Source organism: Pseudomonas sp. AK106, from assembly GCF_053903055.1.
In genome coordinates, this window is the sequence record NZ_CP096426.1 from 3,837,030 (window position 1) to 3,858,975 (window position 21,946).

At 60.6% G+C, this 21,946-nt stretch carries 17 protein-coding genes; 15 read left to right on the top strand and 2 right to left on the bottom strand.

The genetic code is table 11. The annotated features are described in order from the left end of the window. The first annotated feature begins 98 nt into the window (after window positions 1-98). The 15 genes from M1E04_RS16940 to nuoN all read left to right on the top strand — a co-directional run bounded on the left by M1E04_RS16940 (window position 99) and on the right by nuoN (window position 18,268). Window positions 99-887 (top strand): secretin N-terminal domain-containing protein, encoded by a 789-nt coding sequence (locus tag M1E04_RS16940; protein WP_065989135.1) that lies wholly within the window; start codon window positions 99-101, stop codon window positions 885-887. Between the two features lie 621 nt (window positions 888-1,508). Further along, a complete protein-coding gene (gene aceA / locus M1E04_RS16945) occupies window positions 1,509-2,834 on the top strand; it encodes an isocitrate lyase (RefSeq protein WP_065989127.1) in 1,326 nt (441 codons plus the stop codon). A gap of 512 nt (window positions 2,835-3,346) precedes the next feature. Next, window positions 3,347-3,760 (top strand): NADH-quinone oxidoreductase subunit A, encoded by a 414-nt coding sequence (locus M1E04_RS16950; RefSeq protein ID WP_037008823.1) that lies wholly within the window; start codon window positions 3,347-3,349, stop codon window positions 3,758-3,760. A 10-nt stretch (window positions 3,761-3,770) separates the two neighbouring features. Further along, window positions 3,771-4,445: a NuoB/complex I 20 kDa subunit family protein gene (locus M1E04_RS16955; protein WP_065989126.1), complete on the top strand. Its 675-nt coding sequence runs from the start codon at window positions 3,771-3,773 to the stop codon at window positions 4,443-4,445. A gap of 74 nt (window positions 4,446-4,519) precedes the next feature. Then, on the top strand, window positions 4,520-6,301 hold the full coding sequence (nuoC, locus tag M1E04_RS16960) for an NADH-quinone oxidoreductase subunit C/D (protein ID WP_108122805.1): 1,782 nt from the start codon (window positions 4,520-4,522) through the stop codon (window positions 6,299-6,301). Window positions 6,302-6,303: 2 nt separating this feature from the next. After that, a complete protein-coding gene (gene nuoE / locus M1E04_RS16965; protein WP_456291759.1) occupies window positions 6,304-6,801 on the top strand; it encodes an NADH-quinone oxidoreductase subunit NuoE in 498 nt (165 codons plus the stop codon). Beyond that, a complete protein-coding gene (gene nuoF, locus M1E04_RS16970; protein WP_065989122.1) occupies window positions 6,798-8,156 on the top strand; it encodes an NADH-quinone oxidoreductase subunit NuoF in 1,359 nt (452 codons plus the stop codon). Before nuoE ends, nuoF begins: the two co-directional genes overlap by 4 nt. A gap of 134 nt (window positions 8,157-8,290) precedes the next feature. Then, window positions 8,291-11,002 carry an NADH-quinone oxidoreductase subunit NuoG gene (nuoG, locus tag M1E04_RS16975; protein WP_456291760.1) on the top strand — a complete coding sequence of 904 codons (2,712 nt, stop codon included), beginning with the start codon at window positions 8,291-8,293 and terminating at the stop codon, window positions 11,000-11,002. Then, the gene (nuoH, locus tag M1E04_RS16980) at window positions 10,999-11,988 is read left to right on the top strand and encodes an NADH-quinone oxidoreductase subunit NuoH (RefSeq protein ID WP_037008811.1); all 990 of its coding nucleotides are present in this window, start codon (window positions 10,999-11,001) and stop codon (window positions 11,986-11,988) included. The genes nuoG and nuoH overlap by 4 nt, the downstream gene beginning before the upstream one ends. An 11-nt stretch (window positions 11,989-11,999) precedes the next feature. Next, entirely contained in the window at window positions 12,000-12,548 is a 549-nt protein-coding gene (gene nuoI, locus M1E04_RS16985) for an NADH-quinone oxidoreductase subunit NuoI (protein WP_037008808.1), read from the top strand. Between the two features lie 9 nt (window positions 12,549-12,557). Further along, on the top strand, window positions 12,558-13,058 hold the full coding sequence (gene nuoJ, locus M1E04_RS16990; RefSeq protein WP_037008804.1) for an NADH-quinone oxidoreductase subunit J: 501 nt from the start codon (window positions 12,558-12,560) through the stop codon (window positions 13,056-13,058). A gap of 4 nt (window positions 13,059-13,062) precedes the next feature. Next, entirely contained in the window at window positions 13,063-13,374 is a 312-nt protein-coding gene (gene nuoK / locus M1E04_RS16995; protein WP_065989117.1) for an NADH-quinone oxidoreductase subunit NuoK, read from the top strand. Next, complete coding sequence (gene nuoL, locus M1E04_RS17000; protein WP_108122801.1) at window positions 13,371-15,218, top strand: NADH-quinone oxidoreductase subunit L; 1,848 nt, start codon at window positions 13,371-13,373, stop codon at window positions 15,216-15,218. The genes nuoK and nuoL overlap by 4 nt, the downstream gene beginning before the upstream one ends. A gap of 52 nt (window positions 15,219-15,270) precedes the next feature. Beyond that, the gene (gene nuoM / locus M1E04_RS17005; RefSeq protein WP_456291761.1) at window positions 15,271-16,803 is read left to right on the top strand and encodes an NADH-quinone oxidoreductase subunit M; all 1,533 of its coding nucleotides are present in this window, start codon (window positions 15,271-15,273) and stop codon (window positions 16,801-16,803) included. A gap of 7 nt (window positions 16,804-16,810) precedes the next feature. Further along, on the top strand, window positions 16,811-18,268 hold the full coding sequence (nuoN, locus tag M1E04_RS17010) for an NADH-quinone oxidoreductase subunit NuoN (protein ID WP_074892029.1): 1,458 nt from the start codon (window positions 16,811-16,813) through the stop codon (window positions 18,266-18,268). Window positions 18,269-19,033: 765 nt separating this feature from the next. Here the strand turns inward: nuoN and M1E04_RS17015 are convergent. Together M1E04_RS17015 and M1E04_RS17020 are read right to left on the bottom strand one after the other, a co-directional pair. Next, entirely contained in the window at window positions 19,034-20,098 is a 1,065-nt protein-coding gene (locus tag M1E04_RS17015; RefSeq protein ID WP_192136167.1) for an AI-2E family transporter, read from the bottom strand. Window positions 20,099-20,239: 141 nt separating this feature from the next. Next, the gene (locus M1E04_RS17020) at window positions 20,240-21,919 is read right to left on the bottom strand and encodes a methyl-accepting chemotaxis protein (protein ID WP_456291762.1); all 1,680 of its coding nucleotides are present in this window, start codon (window positions 21,917-21,919) and stop codon (window positions 20,240-20,242) included. Window positions 21,920-21,946 lie beyond the last annotated feature (27 nt).

Genomic DNA, 21,946 nt, shown 5'->3' on the forward strand with positions numbered 1-21,946 from the left:
CCGGGGCGTTTTGCTGTCTGCGATTCAACTTGGTGCTGCCCAGGCCGACAAACTGGCAAACTCGTCGTTCAGACGTGCCCCTCGCGGAGACCACATCGATGTCATTACGCACCCTGCTCGCTTCACTGCTGTTGGCTTGCAGCTTCACGGCCGCGGCCGCCACTGAAGTCATCCCCCTGAATTACCGCACCAGCGACGATTTGCTGCCCACTGTGAAGTCGTTCCTGGGCAACGAAGGCAGCGTCAATGCCTATGGCAACAAACTGATCGTCAACGCCGAACCGGACAAGATCAGCGAACTGCGCGACCTCCTCGGCCAGCTCGACACTGCGCCCAAGCGTCTGATGATCAGCGTCGACACCAGCGACAGCACGGTGCAGAGCGACCAGGGCTACTCGGTCAACGGCACCGTGCGTTCGCAGGACGGACGCCTCAGTGCCGACGGCCGGACGCGCATCCAGAATTACGGCACCGCGAGCCGCGACGGCGGCGTGCAGCAGGTTCAGGCCAGCGAAGGGACGCCGGCGCTGATCCAGATGGGCCAGAGCATACCGATCACCTCGGTGCAGTCCGATGGCTATGGCTACCCGCAGACCAATACTCAATACCGCAACGTGACCCAGGGCTTCTATGTCACGGCGACGGTCACCGGCGATATCGTCCATCTGAGCATCAGCACCAACAACGACCGCATGAGCCAGCAACAGGCTGACGCGATCAAGGTGCAGAGCACCGACACGCAAGTCAGTGGTCGGCTGGGTGAGTGGATCACGCTGGCGGGCGCCAGCGGTCAGTCCCGCGCCGATGAGCACGGCGTGGCCCGGCGCTACTCGACTCAGGGCAGCAACGACATGCAACTGCGGGTGAAGGTCGACAGCCTGGATTGACATGATGTGATCGCGAGTTACTGCGCACACCTTGTGAGAGTGAGCTTGCTCACGAAGGCTCTGTCTCAGCCAATGAAGATTCGGCGGATGTACTGGCCTCTTCGCGAGCAAGGTGGAGCGCCACCCCTGTCGCTCCCACACGGACCGTGTCCATCTGTGCCGCTTCGGTTAAACCGCTAATTATGTAGTGCCCGATCCGGGACTACATAACGCCGCAAACCCGTGACCATCCAGTGTCCACGGTGACTTCCCCTTCCCAGCACCCACACGCCTGAAACTGACCGACAAGTCCCATGAGACGAAAGATGTAGTGCATCCAAAAAAGCACTACAAAGTGTTTGACGAGGCAAAATTGCCGAGGCATGATGGCCTCGCTCCCGCTGATCAGGGGTCGTGCAGAACTCTCCCTGATCGCGCTCGAACTCAACACGTTCGTGCCGATTAGCGTCATTTACGCCGGCTGTTTCATCGCCTCATCATCTCGATGGCGAATAAATCTGACCGAAACAATGCTCCCCGAATCAGCGAGCAGCCATCCGCGCGTCTTGAAGAAAGACCGGCGCCGGCGAAGCAAGGCGCTTCACCTCAAGACCCACAACATCAAGCAACGAGGTTTACCCCATGGCACTGACACGCGAACAACACATTGCAGCCATCGAGAAAGACTGGGCCGAGAATCCACGCTGGAAAGGCGTCACCCGCACCTACTCCGCTGCTGACGTCGTCCGCCTGCGTGGCTCGGTTCAGCCTGAACACACGTTTGCAAAGCTGGGCGCTGAAAAGCTGTGGAACCTGGTGACCCAGGGCGCCAAGCCGTCCTTTCGTCCCGACAAGGATTTCGTCAACTGCATGGGCGCTCTCACTGGCGGTCAGGCCGTGCAACAAGTCAAAGCCGGTATCCAGGCGATCTACCTGTCTGGCTGGCAAGTCGCGGCGGACAACAACTCCGCCGAATCGATGTACCCCGATCAGTCGCTGTACCCGGTGGACTCGGTGCCGACCGTGGTCAAGCGCATCAATAACTCGTTTCGCCGCGCGGACCAGATCCAGTGGAAAGCCGGCAAGAACCCGGGCGACGAAGGCTATATCGATTATTTCGCGCCGATCGTGGCCGACGCCGAAGCCGGTTTCGGCGGCGTGCTCAATGCCTACGAGCTGATGAAGAGCATGATCGAGGCAGGCGCTGCCGGCGTGCACTTCGAAGACCAACTGGCGTCCGTGAAAAAATGCGGTCACATGGGCGGCAAGGTTCTGGTCCCCACCCAGGAGGCGGTACAGAAACTGGTGGCCGCACGTCTGGCGGCTGACGTTGCCGGCGTGCCGACCATCATTCTGGCGCGCACCGACGCCAACGCGGCGGACCTGCTGACGTCGGACTGCGATCCGTACGACCAGCCGTTCGTCACCGGCACCCGCACGCCGGAAGGCTTCTACAAAGTACGTGCCGGCCTGGACCAGGCCATTGCCCGCGGCCTGGCGTACGCGCCGTATGCCGATCTCATCTGGTGTGAAACCGCCAAGCCGGATCTGGACGAGGCCCGTCGCTTCGCCGAAGCGATCAAGAAGGAATACCCCGATCAACTGCTGTCGTACAACTGCTCGCCTTCCTTCAACTGGAAGAAGAACCTGGACGACGCGACCATCGCGAAATTTCAGCGCGAGCTGTCAGCAATGGGCTACAAGCATCAGTTCATCACCCTGGCCGGCATCCACAATATGTGGCACAGCATGTTCAACCTGGCCCATGACTACGCCCGCAACGACATGACTGCCTACGTGAAGCTGCAAGAACAGGAGTTCGCCGACGCCGCCAAGGGCTACACGTTCGTGGCGCACCAGCAGGAAGTGGGCACCGGGTACTTTGATGACATGACCACGGTCATTCAGGGCGGCAAGTCTTCGGTGACGGCACTGACTGGCTCGACGGAAGAAGAACAGTTCCACTGACGCTTTTCGAACCGCCCTCTTCCCGGCGAAAGCCGGCGCAGAATACAGGAGCCGCCTTCGGGCGGCTTTCTGCTGACTGCCCGGAATTAACCTACGTTAACAGTCAACTATTAACGATAGACAACTCTCATCAGCCGATAAAAGTTAATTAATCAGGCCATCAATAACCGGATAACTTCCCCGCGATAATTAACGGGAACTTCGTCACGTCGCAGTGACACATGATAATCATCCTGTCCAAATGATATTTATTATCATTTAAGTCGTGGCTAATTGCCGGCTCGGCCTACGATACATATTTCTCCAAAGCGCCTTCGACGCCCGCCCCTGCTGGGGCTAAGCATGAAAACCGTGACCTATCTCATTAATCCTGCGAATAAATTTGATGCAGAAAATTTACTTGCCCTCCTTTTGCACATAAAATCCCGGGATTGATCGCACTGCGACATATCGTCACTGCTTCTACTTCTTTCAAGCCCAGAGACCTTTGCTCTCTGTTAAGGACTGCCAGCATGCCCGACTCGACAGGATTGATTGCCCACAATTGGGGCTTCGCCGTGTTTCTCCTTGGTGTCGTCGGCCTCTGCGCCTTCATGCTCGGCCTTTCCAGCCTGCTGGGTTCCAAAGCCTGGGGCCGCAGCAAAAACGAACCGTTTGAATCCGGCATGCTGCCCACCGGCGGCGCCCGTCTGCGGCTCTCGGCAAAATTCTATCTGGTCGCGATGCTGTTCGTGATTTTCGACATTGAAGCCCTCTTTCTTTACGCCTGGTCTGTGTCCGTCCGCGAAAGCGGCTGGACCGGCTTCGCCGAAGCGCTCGTTTTCATAGCAATTCTGTTGGCAGGTCTTGTCTACCTATGGCGGGTAGGGGCGCTCGATTGGGCTCCCGTTGGTCGTCGTAACCGGCAGGCGAAGCTAAAACAATGAGGCTTTGGCAATGCAATATAATCTCACCAGGATCGACCCGGATGCTCCTAACGAGCAGTACCCCATCGGCGAACGCGAAGTCGTTTCCGATCCGTTAGAAGATCAAGTCCACAAAAACATTTACATGGGCAAGCTCGAAGACGTGCTGAATGGTGCCGTCAACTGGGGTCGCAAGAACTCCCTTTGGCCGTACAACTTCGGTCTGTCGTGCTGCTATGTGGAAATGACCACCGCCTTCACTGCCCCCCACGACATCGCGCGCTTCGGCGCTGAAGTCATCCGGGCATCGCCGCGTCAGGCGGATTTCATGGTGATCGCCGGTACACCGTTTCTGAAGATGGCCCCGATCATCCAGCGCCTCTACGAGCAGATGCTGGAGCCCAAGTGGGTGATCTCCATGGGCGCCTGTGCCAACTCCGGTGGCATGTACGACATCTACTCCGTGGTTCAGGGCGTGGATAAATTCCTCCCCGTGGATGTTTACGTGCCCGGCTGCCCGCCCCGCCCAGAGGCATTTCTGCAAGGCTTGATGCTGTTGCAGGAATCCATTGGACAGGAGCGTCGTCCTCTTTCCTGGGTCGTCGGTGACCAGGGCGTTTATCGCGCCGAGATGCCGTCGCAGAAGGAACAGCGCCGCGAACAGCGTATTGCGGTGACCAACCTGCGCAGCCCCGACGAAGTCTGATCCAGTTTTTCTTTTACAAAAAGAAGCCTGAACCTGGGTTCATTCTGTACGTTGACCGATAGCGATCGAGACCTATGACTGCAGACACCGCTCTGTACATCCCGCCTCACAAGGCTGACGACCAAGAGGTCGTCGTTGAACTCCATAACCGTTTTGGCGCTGAAGCCTTCAGCGCCCAGTCCACCGTCACTGGCATGCCCGTGCTGTGGGTACAACGCGCCCGGCTGATCGAGATCCTGACCTTCCTGCGTCAGATGCCCAAGCCGTACGTGATGCTGTACGACCTGCACGGCGTCGACGAACGCCTGCGGACCAAGCGACGTGGCCTGCCGGATGCTGACTTCACCGTGTTCTATCACCTGATGTCGATAGAACGTAACAGTGACGTGATGATCAAGGTTGCGCTTTCCGAAAGCGACCTGAGCATGCCGACCGTGACCGGCATCTGGCCAAACGCCAACTGGTACGAGCGTGAAGTGTGGGACATGTTCGGGATCGACTTCCCGGGCCACCCGCACCTGACCCGCATCATGATGCCGCCGACCTGGGAAGGTCACCCGCTGCGCAAGGATTTCCCGGCCCGTGCCACCGAATTCGACCCCTACAGCCTGACCCTCGCCAAGCAGCAGCTGGAAGAGGAAGCCGCGCGCTTTCGTCCGGAAGACTGGGGCATGAAGCGTTCCGGCACCAACGAGGACTACATGTTCCTCAACCTGGGCCCGAACCACCCTTCGGCCCACGGTGCATTCCGCATCATCCTGCAGCTGGACGGCGAAGAGATCGTCGACTGCGTGCCGGACATCGGTTACCACCACCGTGGCGCCGAGAAGATGGCCGAGCGCCAGTCCTGGCACAGCTACATTCCGTACACCGACCGCATCGATTACCTCGGCGGCGTGATGAACAACCTGCCGTACGTGCTCTCGGTCGAGAAACTGGCCGGCATCACCGTGCCGGATCGGGTCAACGTCATCCGCATCATGATGTCCGAGTTCTTCCGCATCACCAGCCACCTGCTGTTCCTGGGGACCTACATCCAGGACGTCGGCGCCATGACCCCGGTATTCTTCACGTTCACTGACCGTCAGCGCGCCTACACCGTGATCGAAGCCGTCACCGGTTTCCGCCTGCACCCGGCCTGGTTCCGTATCGGCGGCGTTGCCCACGACCTGCCCCGCGGGTGGGAGAAACTGGTCAAGGACTTCATCGACTGGATGCCCAAGCGTCTGGACGAGTACACCAAAGCGGCACTGCAAAACAGCATCCTCAAAGGTCGTACCGTCGGCGTTGCCGCGTACAACACCAAGGAAGCGCTGGAATGGGGCGTCACCGGACCTAGCCTGCGGGCGACCGGTCTGGACTTCGACCTGCGCAAGGCGCGTCCGTATTCGGGTTACGAGAACTTCGAGTTCGAAGTGCCCCTGGCCCACGATGGCGACGCCTACGATCGCTGCATCGTGCGTGTCGAAGAGATGCGCCAGAGCCTGAAGATCATCGAGCAGTGCATGCGCAACATGCCGGCCGGGCCGTACAAGGCGGATCACCCGCTGACCACGCCGCCGCCGAAAGAACGCACCCTGCAGCACATTGAAACCCTGATCACGCACTTCCTGCAGGTTTCGTGGGGTCCGGTCATGCCGGCCAACGAATCCTTCCAGATGATCGAGGCGACCAAGGGCATCAACAGTTATTACCTGACGAGCGACGGCGGCACCATGAGCTACCGTACCCGGATTCGCACCCCAAGCTACCCGCACCTGCAGCAGATCCCTTCGGTGATCAAAGGCAGCATGGTCGCGGACTTGATCGCGTACCTGGGTAGTATCGATTTCGTTATGGCCGACGTGGACCGCTAAGCATGAACAGCACGCTTATCCAGACAGACCGTTTCGCCCTGAGCGAATCCGAGCGCTCGGCCATCGAGCACGAAATGCATCACTACGAGGACCCGCGTGCGGCGTCCATCGAAGCCCTGAAGATCGTCCAGAAAGAACGCGGCTGGGTGCCGGACGGCGCCATCTACGCCATCGGTGAAGTGCTGGGCATCCCTGCCAGCGACGTTGAAGGCGTGGCGACATTCTATAGCCAGATCTTCCGTCAGCCGGTGGGCCGCCACATCATTCGCGTCTGCAACAGCATGGTCTGTTTCATCGCCGGTCACGAAGACATCGTCAGCGAGATTCAGAGCAAGCTGGGCATTGGCCTGGGTCAGACCACCACCGACGGCCGCTTCACGCTGTTGCCGGCCTGCTGCCTGGGCAACTGTGACAAGGCGCCGGCGGTCATGATCGACGACGATACTTTCGGCAATCTGCAGCCCGCGGGCGTCGCCCCGCTGCTGGAGGGTTACGTATGACCATCACTTCCTTCGGCCCCGCCAACCTCATCACTCGCGCCCCGGAAACCCATCCGCTGACCTGGCGTCTGCGCGATGACGGCGAGCCGGTATGGCTCGATGAATACCAGAAGAAAGACGGCTACGCCGCGGCGCGCAAAGCGTTTGCGACGCTGTCGCCTGACGAAATCGTCCAGGCCGTCAAAGACTCCGGCCTCAAAGGCCGCGGCGGTGCAGGCTTCCCCACCGGCGTGAAGTGGGGGCTGATGCCCAAAGACGAATCCATGAACATCCGTTACCTGCTGTGTAACGCCGATGAGATGGAGCCGAACACCTGGAAAGACCGCATGCTGATGGAGCAACAGCCCCATCTGCTGATCGAGGGCATGCTGATCAGTGCGCGCGCGCTGAAGGCCTACCGCGGTTACATCTTCCTGCGCGGCGAATACACCACTGCGGCGGTGCACCTGCGCCGCGCGGTGAAAGAAGCCGAAGCCGCCGGCCTGCTGGGCAAGAACATCCTCGGCAGCGGGTTTGATTTCGAGCTGATCGTGCACACCGGTGCAGGGCGTTACATCTGCGGTGAAGAAACCGCGCTGATCAACTCCCTCGAAGGCCGTCGCGCCAATCCGCGCTCCAAGCCGCCCTTCCCCGCTGCGGTGGGCGTATGGGGCAAGCCGACCTGCGTGAACAACGTCGAAACCCTGTGCAACGTCCCGGCCATCGTTAACAACGGTAACGACTGGTACAAGTCCCTCGCCCGCGAAGGCAGCGAAGACCACGGCACCAAGCTGATGGGCTTCTCCGGCAAGGTGAAGAACCCTGGCCTGTGGGAACTGCCGTTCGGCCTCCCCGCTCGCGAGCTGTTCGAAGACTACGCCGGTGGCATGCGCGACGGCTTCAAGCTCAAGTGCTGGCAGCCCGGCGGCGCCGGTACCGGTTTCCTGTTGCCGGAACACCTCGATTGCCAGTTCTACGCCGGCGGCGTGGCAAAGGTCGGCACCCGGATGGGTACCGGTCTGGCGATGGCGGTGGACGACAAGGTCAACATGGTTTCGCTGCTGCGCAACATGGAAGAGTTCTTCGCCCAGGAGTCGTGCGGTTTCTGCACGCCGTGCCGCGATGGCTTGCCGTGGAGCGTGAAAATGCTGCGCGCCCTCGAGAATGGCCAGGGTCAACCGGGCGATATCGAGACGCTGCTGGGGTTGGTCAACTTCCTCGGCCCAGGCAAAACCTTCTGCGCCCACGCACCGGGCGCCGTGGAACCTCTGGGCAGCGCGATCAAGTATTTCCGGCCGGAATTCGAGGCAGGCATCGCACCGGCACGTGCGGGCGACCTCAATCAGGTCATCAGTCCGACCGTGGTCGGCGCATAACACGATAAACGGTCGGCGGCTCTCAAGGCCGCCTTCCTTGCATCCGACGACGCCGCGAGGCTGTTTGAGTCGGATGGCACCGAGATTCCATTAGCCACGCCCGCTGACACCGGGCCAACGAAGAACTTTGAACCATGGCCACTATCCACGTAGACGGCAAAGCGCTCGAAGTCGATGGCGCAGACAACCTGTTACAGGCATGTCTGTCGCTGGGCCTCGACATCCCTTATTTCTGCTGGCATCCGGCACTTGGCAGTGTTGGCGCCTGTCGCCAGTGCGCGGTCAAGCAGTACACCGACGAGAACGACACCCGTGGTCGTATCGTCATGTCCTGCATGACGCCCGCCACTGACAACACCTGGATCTCCATCGAAGACGACGAATCCAAGGCGTTTCGCGCCAGCGTCGTCGAATGGCTGATGACCAACCACCCGCACGACTGCCCGGTCTGCGAGGAAGGCGGTCACTGTCATTTGCAGGACATGACGGTGATGACCGGCCACAACGAGCGCCGCTATCGCTTCACCAAACGCACCCACCAGAATCAGGAACTGGGGCCGTTCATCGCACACGAGATGAACCGCTGCATCGCCTGCTATCGCTGCGTGCGCTTCTATAAGGACTACGCCGGGGGTACTGACCTCGGCGTGTTCGGCGCCCACGACAACGTGTACTTCGGTCGCGTTGAAGACGGCACCCTGGAAAGCGAGTTCTCCGGCAACCTGACCGAGGTCTGCCCGACCGGTGTGTTCACCGACAAGACCCACTCCGAGCGCTACAACCGGAAATGGGATATGCAGTTCTCGCCGAGCATCTGCCACGGCTGCTCAAGCGGCTGCAACATCAGCCCGGGCGAACGTTATGGTGAAATCCGCCGTATCGAGAACCGCTACAACGGTTCGGTGAACCAGTATTTCCTCTGCGACCGCGGCCGTTTCGGTTATGGCTACGTCAACCGCACGGACCGTCCACGCCAGCCGCTGGCCGAAGGCACCAAGCTGGGCCTGGACGCTGCGCTGGACAAGGCCGCTGACCTGCTGCGCGGGCGCAACATCGTCGGCATCGGTTCGCCGCGCGCCAGCCTGGAAAGCAACTTCGCCCTGCGCGAGCTGGTCGGTGCCGAGCACTTCTACTCGGGCATCGAGGCCGGTGAGCTGGAGCGTCTGCGCCTGATCGCTCAGGTGCTGAAAGACAGCCCGCTGCCGATCCCGACGCTGCGTGAAGTCGAAGAGCACGACGCCGTGTTCATTCTCGGTGAAGACGTCACCCAGACCGCTGCGCGCATGGCCCTCGGCCTGCGTCAGTCGGTGAAGAACAAAGCCGAAGACATGGCCGCTGCGATGAAAGTCCAACCGTGGCTGGACGCTGCGGTCAAAAATATCGGTCAGCACGAGCTGAACCCACTGTTCATCGCCAGCCTGACCGACACCCGCCTCGACGACATCGCCGAGGAGTGCGTGCACGCGGCGCCCGATGATCTGGCGCGCATCGGTTTCGCCGTGGCCCACGCCATCGACCCGAGCGCCCCGGCCGTTGTTGGTCTGGACAGCGAAGCGCTGGAACTGGCCGAGCGCATTGCTGCTGCGTTGCTTGAAGCCAAGCGCCCACTGATCGTGTCCGGTGCCTCGCTGGGCTCGAACGCGCTGATCGAAGCGGCGGCGAACATCGCCAAGGCCTTGAAGCTGCGCGACAAGCAGGGTTCGCTGAGCCTGATCGTGCCGGAAGCCAACAGCATGGGCTTGACCCTGTTCGGTGGCGACTCGGTCGACGCTGCGCTGCAGGCCGTGATTTCGGGCCAGGCCGACGCCATCGTCGTGCTGGAAAACGATCTGTTCACCCGTGTTGACGCTGCGACGGTCGAGGCTGCACTGAAGGCCGCGAAAGTGGTGATCGTTGCCGATCATCAGAAGACCGCGACCACCGACCGCGCGCACCTGGTGCTGCCGGCCGCAAGCTTTGCCGAAGGCGACGGTACGCTGGTCAGCCAGGAAGGCCGCGCCCAGCGCTTCTTCCAGGTCTTTGATCCGACGTACCTGGACGCGAGCATTCTGGTTCACGAAGGCTGGCGCTGGCTGCATGCCCTGCGCGCCACCCTGTTGAATCAGCCGGTTGACTGGACCCAGCTCGACCACGTCACCGCTGCCTGCGCCGCAAGCAATCCGCAACTGGCCGGGATCGTTGGTGCCGCGCCGTCTGCCGCGTTCCGCATCAAGGGCCTGAAGCTGGCACGCGAACCGCTGCGTTATAGCGGCCGGACCGCCATGCGCGCCAACATCAGCGTGCACGAACCGCGTATGCCGCAGGACATCGACACCGCGTTCGCGTTCTCGATGGAAGGTTATTCGGGCTCTGCCGAACCGCGTTCTCAGGTGCCATTTGCCTGGTCGCCGGGCTGGAACTCGCCACAAGCGTGGAACAAGTTTCAGGACGAAGTCGGCGGTCACTTGCGTGCTGGCGATCCAGGCGTACGCCTGATCGAAAGCAGCGGCGACAGGCTGGGCTGGTTCGCCAACGTGCCGCGTGCCTTCTCCCCTGCACAAGGGACCTGGCAGGTTGTGCCGTTCTATCACCTGTTCGGCAGCGAAGAAACCTCCTCCAAAGCCGCGCCGGTTCAAGAGCGTATTCCCCAGGCCTATGTTGCGCTGGCCAAGTCCGAAGCGGACCGTCTGGGTGTCAACGAAGGCGCCTTGCTCAGCCTGAGTGTTGCCGGCCAGACCCTGCGTCTGCCGCTGCGCATCAGCGAGGAACTGGGCGCAGGCCTGGTGGCGCTGCCGTCCGGTCTGGCCGGTATTCCTCCGGCGCTGCTCGGCAAAACCGTTGATGCAGTGCAGGAGGCCGCTCAATGACCTGGTTCACCCCTGAAGTGATCGACTCGATCATCGCTGTCGTCAAGGCCATCGTGGTGCTGCTCGCCGTGGTGGTCTGCGGCGCGCTGCTCAGCTTCGTCGAGCGCCGTCTGCTGGGCTGGTGGCAGGACCGTTACGGGCCGAACCGCGTGGGTCCGTTCGGCATGTTCCAGATTGCTGCCGACATGCTGAAGATGTTCTTCAAAGAAGACTGGAACCCGCCCTTCGTCGACCGGGTGATCTTCACCCTGGCGCCGGTGGTGGCCATGAGCGCGCTGTTGATCGCGTTCTCGGTTATCCCGGTGACCCAGACCTGGGTGGTCGCCGACCTGAACATCGGCCTGCTGTTCTTCTTCGCCATGGCCGGTCTGTCGGTCTATGCGGTGCTGTTCGCCGGTTGGTCATCGAACAACAAGTACGCCCTCCTGGGCAGCTTGCGTGCTTCGGCGCAGACGGTGTCCTACGAAGTGTTCCTCGGCCTGTCGCTGATGGGCATCGTGGTGCAGGTCGGTTCGTTCAACATGGGCGACATCGTCAAGTACCAGGCCGATCACCTGTGGTTCATCATTCCGCAGTTCTTCGGTTTCTGTACCTTCTTCATCGCTGGCGTCGCCGTGACTCACCGTCACCCGTTCGACCAGCCGGAAGCGGAACAGGAACTGGCCGACGGTTACCACATTGAATACGCCGGCATGAAATGGGGCATGTTCTTCGTCGGTGAGTACATCGGCATCATCCTGATCTCGGCGCTGCTGGTAACGCTGTTCTTCGGTGGCTGGCATGGCCCGTTCGATATCCTGCCGCAACTGTCGTTCATGTGGTTTGCCCTGAAAACCGCGTTCTTCATCATGCTGTTCATCCTGTTGCGTGCTTCGATCCCTCGTCCGCGTTATGACCAGGTGATGGATTTCAGCTGGAAGTTCTGCTTGCCACTGACCCTGATCAATTTGCTGGTGACCGCTGCGGTCGTCCTGGCGGCTCAGTGAGGATTTGACCCATGTTCAAATATATTGGCGACATCGTTAAGGGTACGGGTACCCAGCTGCGCAGCCTGATCATGGTCTTCGGCCATGGCTTCCGTAAGCGTGACACCCTGCAATATCCGGAAGAACAGGTGTATCTGCCGCCCCGCTACCGTGGCCGCATCGTCCTGACCCGCGACCCCGACGGCGAAGAACGCTGCGTGGCCTGCAACCTGTGCGCCGTGGCCTGCCCGGTGGGTTGCATCTCGCTGCAGAAGGCCGAGACCGACGACGGTCGTTGGTATCCGGAGTTCTTCCGCATCAATTTCTCGCGTTGCATCTTCTGCGGCATGTGTGAGGAAGCTTGCCCGACCACCGCGATCCAGCTGACACCGGATTTCGAGATGGCCGAGTTCAAACGTCAGGATCTGGTGTACGAGAAGGAAGATCTGCTGATCTCCGGCCCCGGCAAGAACCCTGATTACAACTTCTACCGCGTTGCAGGGATGGCCATCGCCGGCAAGCCGAAAGGCGATGCGCAGAACGAAGCCCAGCCCATCAACGTCAAGAGCTTGCTGCCTTAAGGAAGAAAGATGGAATTCGCTTTCTATTTCGCATCCGGCATCGCTGTGGTGGCCACCCTCCGGGTGATCACCAACACGAACCCGGTGCACGCCCTGCTCTACCTGATCATTTCGCTGATCGCCGTGGCCATGACCTTCTTCAGCCTCGGCGCGCCGTTCGCCGGTGCGCTTGAAGTGATCGCCTATGCGGGCGCCATCATGGTGCTGTTCGTCTTCGTGGTGATGATGCTGAACCTGGGCCCGGCCTCGGTTCAACAAGAACGCGCCTGGCTCAAACCCGGCATCTGGCTCGGCCCGATTCTGCTGGGCGGCCTGCTGTTGGCGGAGTTGATCTACGTGCTGTTTGCCAACTCCACCGGCGCCTCCATCGGGCACACCACGGTGGACGCCAAAGCCGTCGGCATCAGCCTGTTTGGCCCTTACCTGCTGGTTGTCGAACTCGCCTCGATGCTGCTGCTTGCGGCAGCCGTGACGGCGTTCCATGTCGGCCGCAACGAGGCGAAGGAGTAAAGCCATGAACTCAGCAATCCCTCTGGAACATGGTCTGGCGGTCGCCGGCATCCTGTTCTGCCTCGGCCTGGCGGGCCTGTTGGTACGCCGCAACATTCTGTTCGTGTTGATGAGCCTGGAAATCATGATGAACGCAGCCGCGCTGGCCTTTGTCGTCGCGGGCAGCCGCTGGGCACAGCCTGACGGCCAGATCATGTTCATTCTGGTGATCAGCCTTGCCGCAGCCGAGGCCAGCATTGGCCTGGCGATCCTGCTGCAACTGTATCGCCGCTTCCACACGCTCGATATCGACGCTGCCAGCGAGATGCGCGGATGAACCTACTCTTTCTGACTTTCGTATTCCCCCTGATCGGTTTCCTGCTGCTGTCGTTCTCGCGCGGCAAATGGTCGGAAAACCTTTCAGCCCTGATCGGCGTAGGTTCCATTGGCCTGTCGGCCATCGTTGCCGCGTACGTGATCTGGCAATTCAACGTCTCACCACCGGAAGGCGGTCATCTGACCATGGTGCTGTGGCGCTGGATGTCGGTGGACGGCTTCGAGCCCAACTTCGCCCTGTATGTCGATGGCCTGTCCATCACCATGCTCGGTGTGGTGGTCGGCGTCGGCTTCCTCATTCACCTGTTCGCCTCGTGGTACATGCGCGGTGAAGACGGCTACTCGCGCTTCTTCGCCTACACCAACCTGTTCATTGCCAGCATGTTGTTCCTGATCCTGGGCGACAACCTGCTGTTCATCTACTTCGGTTGGGAAGGCGTGGGCCTGTGCTCGTACCTGTTGATCGGTTTCTATTACAGCAACCGCAACAACGGCAACGCCGCACTAAAAGCCTTCATCGTGACCCGCATCGGCGACGTGTTCATGGCCATTGGCCTGTTCATTCTGTTCCAGCAACTGGGCACGCTGAACATCCAGGAATTGCTGGTTCGTGCGCCACAGCACTTCAAGGTCGGCGACTTCTGGATTGTTCTGGCCACCCTGATGCTGCTGGGCGGTGCGGTCGGTAAATCCGCGCAACTGCCGCTGCAAACCTGGCTGGCAGACGCAATGGCCGGCCCTACCCCGGTTTCGGCACTGATCCACGCCGCAACCATGGTAACCGCAGGCGTTTACCTGATCGCACGGACCCACGGCCTGTTCATCCTGGCGCCGGACATCCTGCATCTGGTGGGCATCGTCGGCGGCGTGACCCTGGTACTGGCGGGTTTCGCCGCACTGGTGCAGACCGACATCAAACGTATCCTCGCCTACTCGACCATGAGCCAGATTGGCTACATGTTCCTGGCGTTGGGCGTGGGCGCCTGGGACGGCGCGATTTTCCACCTGATGACCCACGCCTTCTTCAAGGCGCTGCTGTTCCTCGCGTCCGGTGCGGTGATCGTTGCGTGCCACCACGAGCAGAACATCTTCAAGATGGGCGGCCTGTGGAAGAAACTGCCACTGGCCTACGCCAGCTTCATCGTCGGCGGCGCTGCGCTGTCGGCCTTGCCGCTGGTCACCGCGGGCTTCTACTCCAAGGACGAAATCCTCTGGGAAGCCTTCGCCAGCGGCCATCAGTACCTGCTGTATGCAGGTCTGGTCGGTGCGTTCATGACCTCGCTTTACACTTTCCGCCTGATCTTCATCGCCTTCCACGGCGAAGCGAAGACCGAAGCCCACGCCGGCCACGGGATTTCCCACTGGTTACCGCTGGGTGTGTTGATCGTACTGTCGACGTTCATCGGCGCCTGGATTCATCCGCCACTGGCCGGCGTGCTGCCGGAAAGCGCGGGCCATGCGGGCGGCGAAGCCAAGCACAGTCTGGAAATCGCCTCGGGCGCCATCGCTCTGGCCGGTATTCTTCTGGCGGCGGTGCTGTTCCTCGGCAAGCGTCGTCTGGCCACTGCCATCGCCAACAGCGGTCCGGGTCGTTTCCTGTCGGCATGGTGGTTTGCGGCCTGGGGCTTCGACTGGGTATACGACGTGCTGTTCGTCAAACCTTACCTGGCAATCAGTCGCCTCCTGCGTGCCGACCCGCTCGACCACACAATCGGCCTGATTCCGCGTCTGGTCAAAGCCGGTAACGGCTTGATGACCCGCACCGAAACCGGTCAGCTCCGTTGGTACGCCGCTTCGATCGCCGCAGGTGCCGTACTGGTACTCGGCGCGATTGTGCTGGTCTGATGAGTCGATCTGACATGAACCTTGCGACTTACGAAAAGGAATTGAGCCCGTCATGATTCTGCCTTGGCTAATCCTGATCCCCTTCATCGGCGGCCTGCTGTGCTGGCAAGGTGAGCGCTTCGGCCCTACCCTGCCGCGCTGGATTGCGCTGTTGACCATGTCTCTCGAGACGATTCTGGGCCTGTGGGTCTGGAGCACCGGTACCTTTACCTATGCTCCTGCTCCGGGCGCCGATCCGACCTGGGCCCTTGAATTCAAGCTCCAGTGGATCCAGCGCTTCGGCATCAGCGTGCACCTGGCCCTCGATGGCCTGTCCCTGCTGATGATTCTGCTGACCGGCCTGCTGGGTATCCTCTCGGTGCTCTGCTCGTGGAAAGAGATTCAACGTAACGTCGGCTTCTTCCACCTGAACCTGATGTGGATCCTGGGCGGTGTGGTCGGCGTGTTCCTCGCCATCGACCTGTTCATGTTCTTCTTCTTCTGGGAAATGATGCTGGTGCCGATGTACTTCCTCATCGCGCTCTGGGGTCACAGCTCGGCGGACGGCAAGAAGACGCGGATCTACGCAGCGACCAAGTTCTTCATCTTCACTCAGGCCAGCGGTCTGATCATGTTGGTAGCGATCCTGGGTCTGGTGCTGGTGCACTTCAACCAGACCGGCGTGATCACCTTCGGTTACGCGGACCTGCTGAAAACCAAGCTGTCCCACGGCACCGAATACATCCTGATGCTGGGCTTCTTCATCGCTTTCGCGGTGAAGCTGCCGATCGTGCCGCTGCACTCCTGGTTGCCTGACGCTCACGCCCAGGCGCCGACCGCAGGTTCCGTGGACCTGGCGGGCATCCTGCTGAAGACCGCTGCGTATGGTCTGCTGCGTTTTGCCCTGCCGCTGTTCCCGAATGCTTCGGCCGAGTTCGCTCCGATCGCCATGGTTCTGGGCCTGATCGGTATCTTCTACGGTGCCTTCCTGGCCTTCGCCCAGACCGACATCAAGCGCCTGATCGCGTTTTCCAGCGTTTCGCACATGGGCTTCGTGCTGATCGGCATCTACTCCGGCAGCCAGCAGGCGTTGCAGGGCGTCGTGGTTCAGATGCTCGCTCACGGTCTGTCGGCGGCTGCGCTGTTTATCCTCAGCGGCCAGTTGTACGAGCGTCTGCACACCCGGGACATGCGTGAGATGGGTGGTCTCTGGAACAAGATCGCGTACCTGCCGGCCATCAGCCTGTTCTTCGCTGCCGCGTCGCTCGGCCTGCCAGGCACCGGTAACTTCGTTGGCGAATTCCTGATCCTGATTGGCAGCTTTGTCAGCGCGCCGTGGATCACCGCCATCGCCACCTCCGGCCTGGTGTTCGGTTCTGTCTACTCGCTGATCATGATCCACCGCGCCTACTTCGGCCCGGCCAAATCCGACGCGGTCTATAAAGGCATGGACGGCCGGGAATTGATCATGGTGCTGGGTCTGGCGGTGTTGTTGATTCTGCTGGGCGTGTACCCGCAACCGATCCTCGACACCTCCTCGGCGACCATGCATGGCGTGCAGCAATGGCTCGGCACCGCCTTCACTCAACTCGCTTCGGCCCGGTAAGAGCGCTATGGACCTGACGATTCAACACTTTATTGCGCTGGCGCCGCTGCTGATTACCAGCATCACCATTGTGGTGGTGATGCTGGGCATCGCATGGCGTCGCAATCACTCGCAATCATTCCTGCTGACGGTAGCGGGACTCAACCTGGCTTTGCTGTCCATCTACCCGGCGCTGAAAGTTGCGCCGCTGGTGGTCACGCCATTGCTGCAAATCGACAGCTTCGCCTGCCTCTACATGGGCATCATCCTGGTGTCCACGCTGGCTTGCGTCACCCTGGCTCACGCTTACCTGGGTGAAGGCAAGGCGGGCTATCCGGGTAACCGCGAAGAACTTTACCTGCTGATCCTGATGGCCGCGGCCGGTGGCTTGGTACTGGTCGCTGCACAACACTTGGCAAGCCTGTTCATCGGTCTGGAACTGCTGTCGGTGCCGGTCTACGGTCTGGTCGCTTACGCCTTCTTTAACAAGCGTTCGCTGGAAGGCGGCATCAAGTACATGGTGCTGTCAGCCGCCGGTTCGGCTTTCTTGCTGTTCGGTATGGCGCTGCTGTATGCCGAATCCGGCAGCCTGGGTTTCAGCGAGATCGGCAAGGCTATCGCGGCCACCGGTATGCCAAGCCCGATCGCCAGCCTGGGTCTGGGCATGATGCTGGTGGGTCTGGGCTTCAAGCTGTCGCTGGTGCCGTTCCACTTGTGGACACCGGACGTGTACGAAGGCGCCCCTGCCCCGGTGGCGGCTTTCCTTGCCACGGCCAGTAAGGTCGCGGTGTTCGGCGTGCTGGTTCGCCTGTTCCAGATATCTCCGGCGGCCACCAGTGGTGTGCTGACCGACGTGATGTCGGTCATTGCCGTGGCGTCGATCCTGGTCGGTAACCTGCTGGCCCTGACGCAGAACAACCTCAAGCGTCTGCTGGGCTATTCGTCGATTGCGCACTTCGGTTACCTGATGATCGCGATGGTGGCGAGCAAAGGCATGGCCGTCGAGGCGATCAACGTTTATCTGGTGACGTACGTGCTGACCAGCCTGGGCGCGTTCGGCGTGGTCACGTTGATGTCGTCACCGTACAGCGGCCGCGATGCCGATGCGATGTTCGAATACCGCGGCCTGTTCTGGCGTCGTCCGTACCTGACGGCGGTGCTGACCGTGATGATGCTGTCCCTGGCCGGTATCCCGCTGACGACTGGCTTCATCGGCAAGTTCTACATCATCGCGACGGGCGTCGAAGCACACCTGTGGTGGCTGACCGGTTCACTGGTCGTGGGCAGCGCCATTGGTGTCTTCTATTACCTGCGTGTGATGGTGACGCTGTATCTGCAGGACTCGAAGATCCAGCGCCACGACGCCCCGTTCAACTGGGCACAGCGTGCAGGTGGCGTGATGCTGTTGGGGATTACGCTGCTGGCGTTCTTCTTGGGCGTGTACCCGCAACCGCTGCTGACCCTGGTGGGCCATGCGGGTTTGTGATGAGTGAGTGATGCAAAAAAAACCCTGCTCTAGAGCAGGGTTTTTTTATGGCTTTGGCTTTAGTACTTTGGAAGAGCCGAGGATCAAGAGCGTCGGCCTAACGGCCTAACGGCCTCGGTTTCGCCTTCGGCGAGTTACTTGGAAAAGCACCCCAAGTAACCAAGGGTGCTTGCTCTCGGTTTGGTTCCTCCTTCGTCGGAATACCCTCACTCCGGTCTTGCTCCGTGGGCCCGCGCCGAACGGACATCCATGTCCTGACGGCGCTCTCGCCGCATCCATGCGGCTCGGCACACTGCGCAAAACCTGCGTTCAGCCTGCACCAATGTCGCGATTGGCGTCGTCTGGACTGGCTGTGTATGAAGATCAAGATCAACAGCTTCCCGGCTAAAGCCGGTCCTACTGACCGTGCGCGAATACCTGTAGGACTGGCTTTAGCCGGGAAGCCCTTGATCTGCTTTAGATGTGCTTTTGATCTTCACACGCAAAAGGCTCAAACACCGCCAATCGCGACTTGGGTGCAGGCTGAACGCAGGGCTCGCTCCGTGGGCCGAGCCGCATGGATGCGGCGAGAGCGCCGTCAGGACATGGATGTCCGTTCGGCGCGGGCCCACGGAGCGAGACCGGAGTGAAGGAACCCTGACGAAGGAAGGGCCCAACCAGGAGCAAGCACCCTTGGTTACTTGGGGTGCTTTTCCAAGTAACTCGCCGAAGGCGAAACAGTCTGCCCTTAGGCAGACGCTTTAGATCTTGATCTTAAAACACACGCTAACCAGGCAATCGAACGGTTTTCTTGTCGCCGGTAAACAACGCCCACGTCGACATAAACAACGCCGCCACCATCGGCCCGATCACGAACCCGTTCAACCCGAACACCGCCATGCCGCCCAGCGTCGAGATCAGAATCAGATAATCGGGCATCCGCGTATCCTTGCCCACCAGGATCGGACGCAACACATTATCCACCAGCCCGATCACAAACACCCCAAATAGCCCCAACACCACACCCTGCCAGATCATCCCGCTGAGCAGGAAATACAGCGCAACCGGGGCCCAGACAATCCCCGCCCCCACCGCCGGCAGCAACGACAGAAACGCCATCATCACCGCCCACAGCAAAGCGCTCGGGATATCCAGTGCCCAGAAAATAAACCCGCCCAACGCGCCTTGCGTCACGGCCACGACAATATTGCCCTTCACCGTTGCACGCACAACACGCGTGAATTTCAACTGCAATCGGCGTTTCTGAGGCTCGGCCAACGGAATCGCGATGCGGATCTTGCGGGTAAGGTCCTGTCCGTCACGCAGGAAAAAGAACAGCAGGTAGAGCATGATGAAAAAACTGACCACGAAATCGAACGTACCCTGCCCGAAGCTGAACGCCTGGGTCGCCAGGTAATTGCTGCCCTGCATCGCGCTTTTGGCGATCTTGTCGCGCAGCCCGTTGAAATCTCCCATGCCCAGACGATCAAGCCAATGCTGCACATAGGGCGGCAGCAGCACCTTGAATTCAGCCAGGTACTTGGCGATGTCGAGCTGACCACTTTCCACATTCTTGTAGAGCGTCGCCCCCTCCTGAACCATCAACGCCGCAATGACGATGACCGGCAGAATCGCGATGACCAGACAGATCATCAGCGTACAAAGGGACGTCAGGTTGCGCTGCCAGCCGAAGCGGGCCAACAGACGGCGTTGCAGAGGCGCGAAGATGATACCGAGGATCACCGCCCAGAACACCGCGCCGTAGAACGGCAGCAGAATCCAGATAAACGCGATGGTGACCAGTATCAATAACAGCAGGAGGGTTTTCTTTTGCAGCGCGGTTTCGTTCATGTTTCTTCCATGTCATTACACCGCGCCAAGCACACGGCCTGATGCTTAGTCCGTCAATCGCCGCAGGAGTGCCGCGCCTGAAGTGCACGGTCAGTGGAGGAAGCGCTGACAGCGGGCCCCGAGCGAGGCCCGCCGCCCCGTCTAGATTCTGAACTGCCGAACCAACTGGCCGAGGCGTTGGTTAAGCGCCGTGAGGTTACGTGACGTGGAGGCGCTGTGGCGGGTTTCATCGGCCACGCTTTCGACCGCCACGGCGATCTGGTGGACGCTGCGATTGATCTCTTCCGCCACGGCCGTCTGCTCCTCTGCAGCGCTGGCAATCTGCGCGTTCATCGCGTTGATAGTGCCGATCAGTTGACCCATGGTGTCCAGCGACGCGCCGGCTTCGTTGGCGCGAGCGGAAGTCCCGTCGCCCGCCTCGCTCGAACGTTTCATGGCCTGCACCGCGCCGTGGGTGCCCTGCTGCAAACGGTCGATCATGCCTTGAATTTCCTGAGTGCTTTGCTGCGTGCGGCTGGCCAACGCACGCACCTCATCCGCTACCACTGCGAACCCGCGACCCGCTTCCCCGGCACGCGCGGCTTCGATCGCGGCGTTGAGCGCCAGGAGATTGGTCTGATCGGCGATGGAACGAATCACCCCGAGCACGCCGACGATGGACGACACGTCATTCTGCAGGCTGTCCAGTGACGTACCGCTGTCGCGGATGTCGTTCACCAACGCGTGAATCTGCTGAATGCTGCCGTCGACCACTCGCTTGGCGGCCTGACCCTCGGCATCGGTTTGCTGCGCAGCCACCGAGGCACCCTGCGCGCTCTTCGCGACTTCCTGGGCCGCGGCCGACATCTGATTAATCGCCGTAGCCACCTGATCGGTCTCGTGACGCTGACGCTCCATGGCCTGCTCGGAACGCTGCGCCTGATCGGTCACTTCACCCACTAGCCCGGTCAATTGAGAGGTCATTTCGGCGATCTGCCGGACCAGCCCGTGAATCTTGTCGACGAAACGGTTGAACGAACCCGCCAGATCGCCAAGTTCGTCCTGGGAGGTCACCGCCAGACGCCGTGTCAGATCACCCTCACCGGCGGCGATGTCATCGAGGTTGGCTTTCATCAGGCGCAGGGGCCGCAGGATACCGCCCGCGATCCAGAAACCCGCCGCCGCGATGATCACCAGTACCAGCAGCGTGATGCCGATGATGCTGACAAGCATGCTCTGCCGGCGCTCGGCGACATTCTTCTGCAGCTCCATGACTTTGGCATCGATGTTGTCCAGGTTGATCGACGACCCGAACGCCATGTCCCATTTGGGCAGGTATTCGGTATACCCCAGTTTGGGCACCAGTTCGCTCGAACCGGGCAGCGCCGAGGAATATTCCAGGTAATGAGTACCTGCTTTCGCGACGTCAACGAGACCAGCATTGACGAAAACACCGTTCGGATCGCGGGCGTCTTTAAAGCTCTTGCCGATGCCGTCTGGACTATTGCCCTTGAACAGCCGCACCGCCTGAGAATCGTAACCGAAGAAGTATCCGTCCTTGGCGTAGTTGACCTGAGAGAGCATTTTGATGACTTGCGCGCGGGCCTCCATGTCACCCGGGGCCGAGGCGTCATACAGCGGTTTGATGGTGCCCAGCGCGACAGCCACGTAACTTTGCAACGTGGCTTTGGCCTCCGCGAGCAGGTGCTGGCGGGTTTCCTCGACTTCGCGCTTGCCCTGTTCACGCAGCATGATGACGGTGCTGGCGCTGATGATCAGTGCGAACACCAATACCGGGAGCACCGCGAGCGAAAGTACTTTGGCTTTGAGATTTAGCCGCATAGCAGTCATGACCCTTTGTTTTTGTGC

Coding starts and splice junctions, on each gene's coding strand:
- nuoF (WP_065989122.1), top strand. CDS start 6,798: ATGACCATCACTTCCTTCGGCCCCGCCAACCTCATCACTCGCGCCCCG.
- M1E04_RS17015 (WP_192136167.1), bottom strand. CDS start 20,098: ATGAACGAAACCGCGCTGCAAAAGAAAACCCTCCTGCTGTTATTGATA.
- M1E04_RS16940 (WP_065989135.1), top strand. CDS start 99: ATGTCATTACGCACCCTGCTCGCTTCACTGCTGTTGGCTTGCAGCTTC.
- nuoJ (WP_037008804.1), top strand. CDS start 12,558: ATGGAATTCGCTTTCTATTTCGCATCCGGCATCGCTGTGGTGGCCACC.
- nuoK (WP_065989117.1), top strand. CDS start 13,063: ATGAACTCAGCAATCCCTCTGGAACATGGTCTGGCGGTCGCCGGCATC.
- nuoH (WP_037008811.1), top strand. CDS start 10,999: ATGACCTGGTTCACCCCTGAAGTGATCGACTCGATCATCGCTGTCGTC.
- M1E04_RS16950 (WP_037008823.1), top strand. CDS start 3,347: ATGCCCGACTCGACAGGATTGATTGCCCACAATTGGGGCTTCGCCGTG.
- nuoE (WP_456291759.1), top strand. CDS start 6,304: ATGAACAGCACGCTTATCCAGACAGACCGTTTCGCCCTGAGCGAATCC.
- nuoC (WP_108122805.1), top strand. CDS start 4,520: ATGACTGCAGACACCGCTCTGTACATCCCGCCTCACAAGGCTGACGAC.
- nuoI (WP_037008808.1), top strand. CDS start 12,000: ATGTTCAAATATATTGGCGACATCGTTAAGGGTACGGGTACCCAGCTG.
- aceA (WP_065989127.1), top strand. CDS start 1,509: ATGGCACTGACACGCGAACAACACATTGCAGCCATCGAGAAAGACTGG.
- M1E04_RS17020 (WP_456291762.1), bottom strand. CDS start 21,919: ATGCGGCTAAATCTCAAAGCCAAAGTACTTTCGCTCGCGGTGCTCCCG.
- nuoL (WP_108122801.1), top strand. CDS start 13,371: ATGAACCTACTCTTTCTGACTTTCGTATTCCCCCTGATCGGTTTCCTG.
- nuoG (WP_456291760.1), top strand. CDS start 8,291: ATGGCCACTATCCACGTAGACGGCAAAGCGCTCGAAGTCGATGGCGCA.
- nuoM (WP_456291761.1), top strand. CDS start 15,271: ATGATTCTGCCTTGGCTAATCCTGATCCCCTTCATCGGCGGCCTGCTG.
- M1E04_RS16955 (WP_065989126.1), top strand. CDS start 3,771: ATGCAATATAATCTCACCAGGATCGACCCGGATGCTCCTAACGAGCAG.
- nuoN (WP_074892029.1), top strand. CDS start 16,811: ATGGACCTGACGATTCAACACTTTATTGCGCTGGCGCCGCTGCTGATT.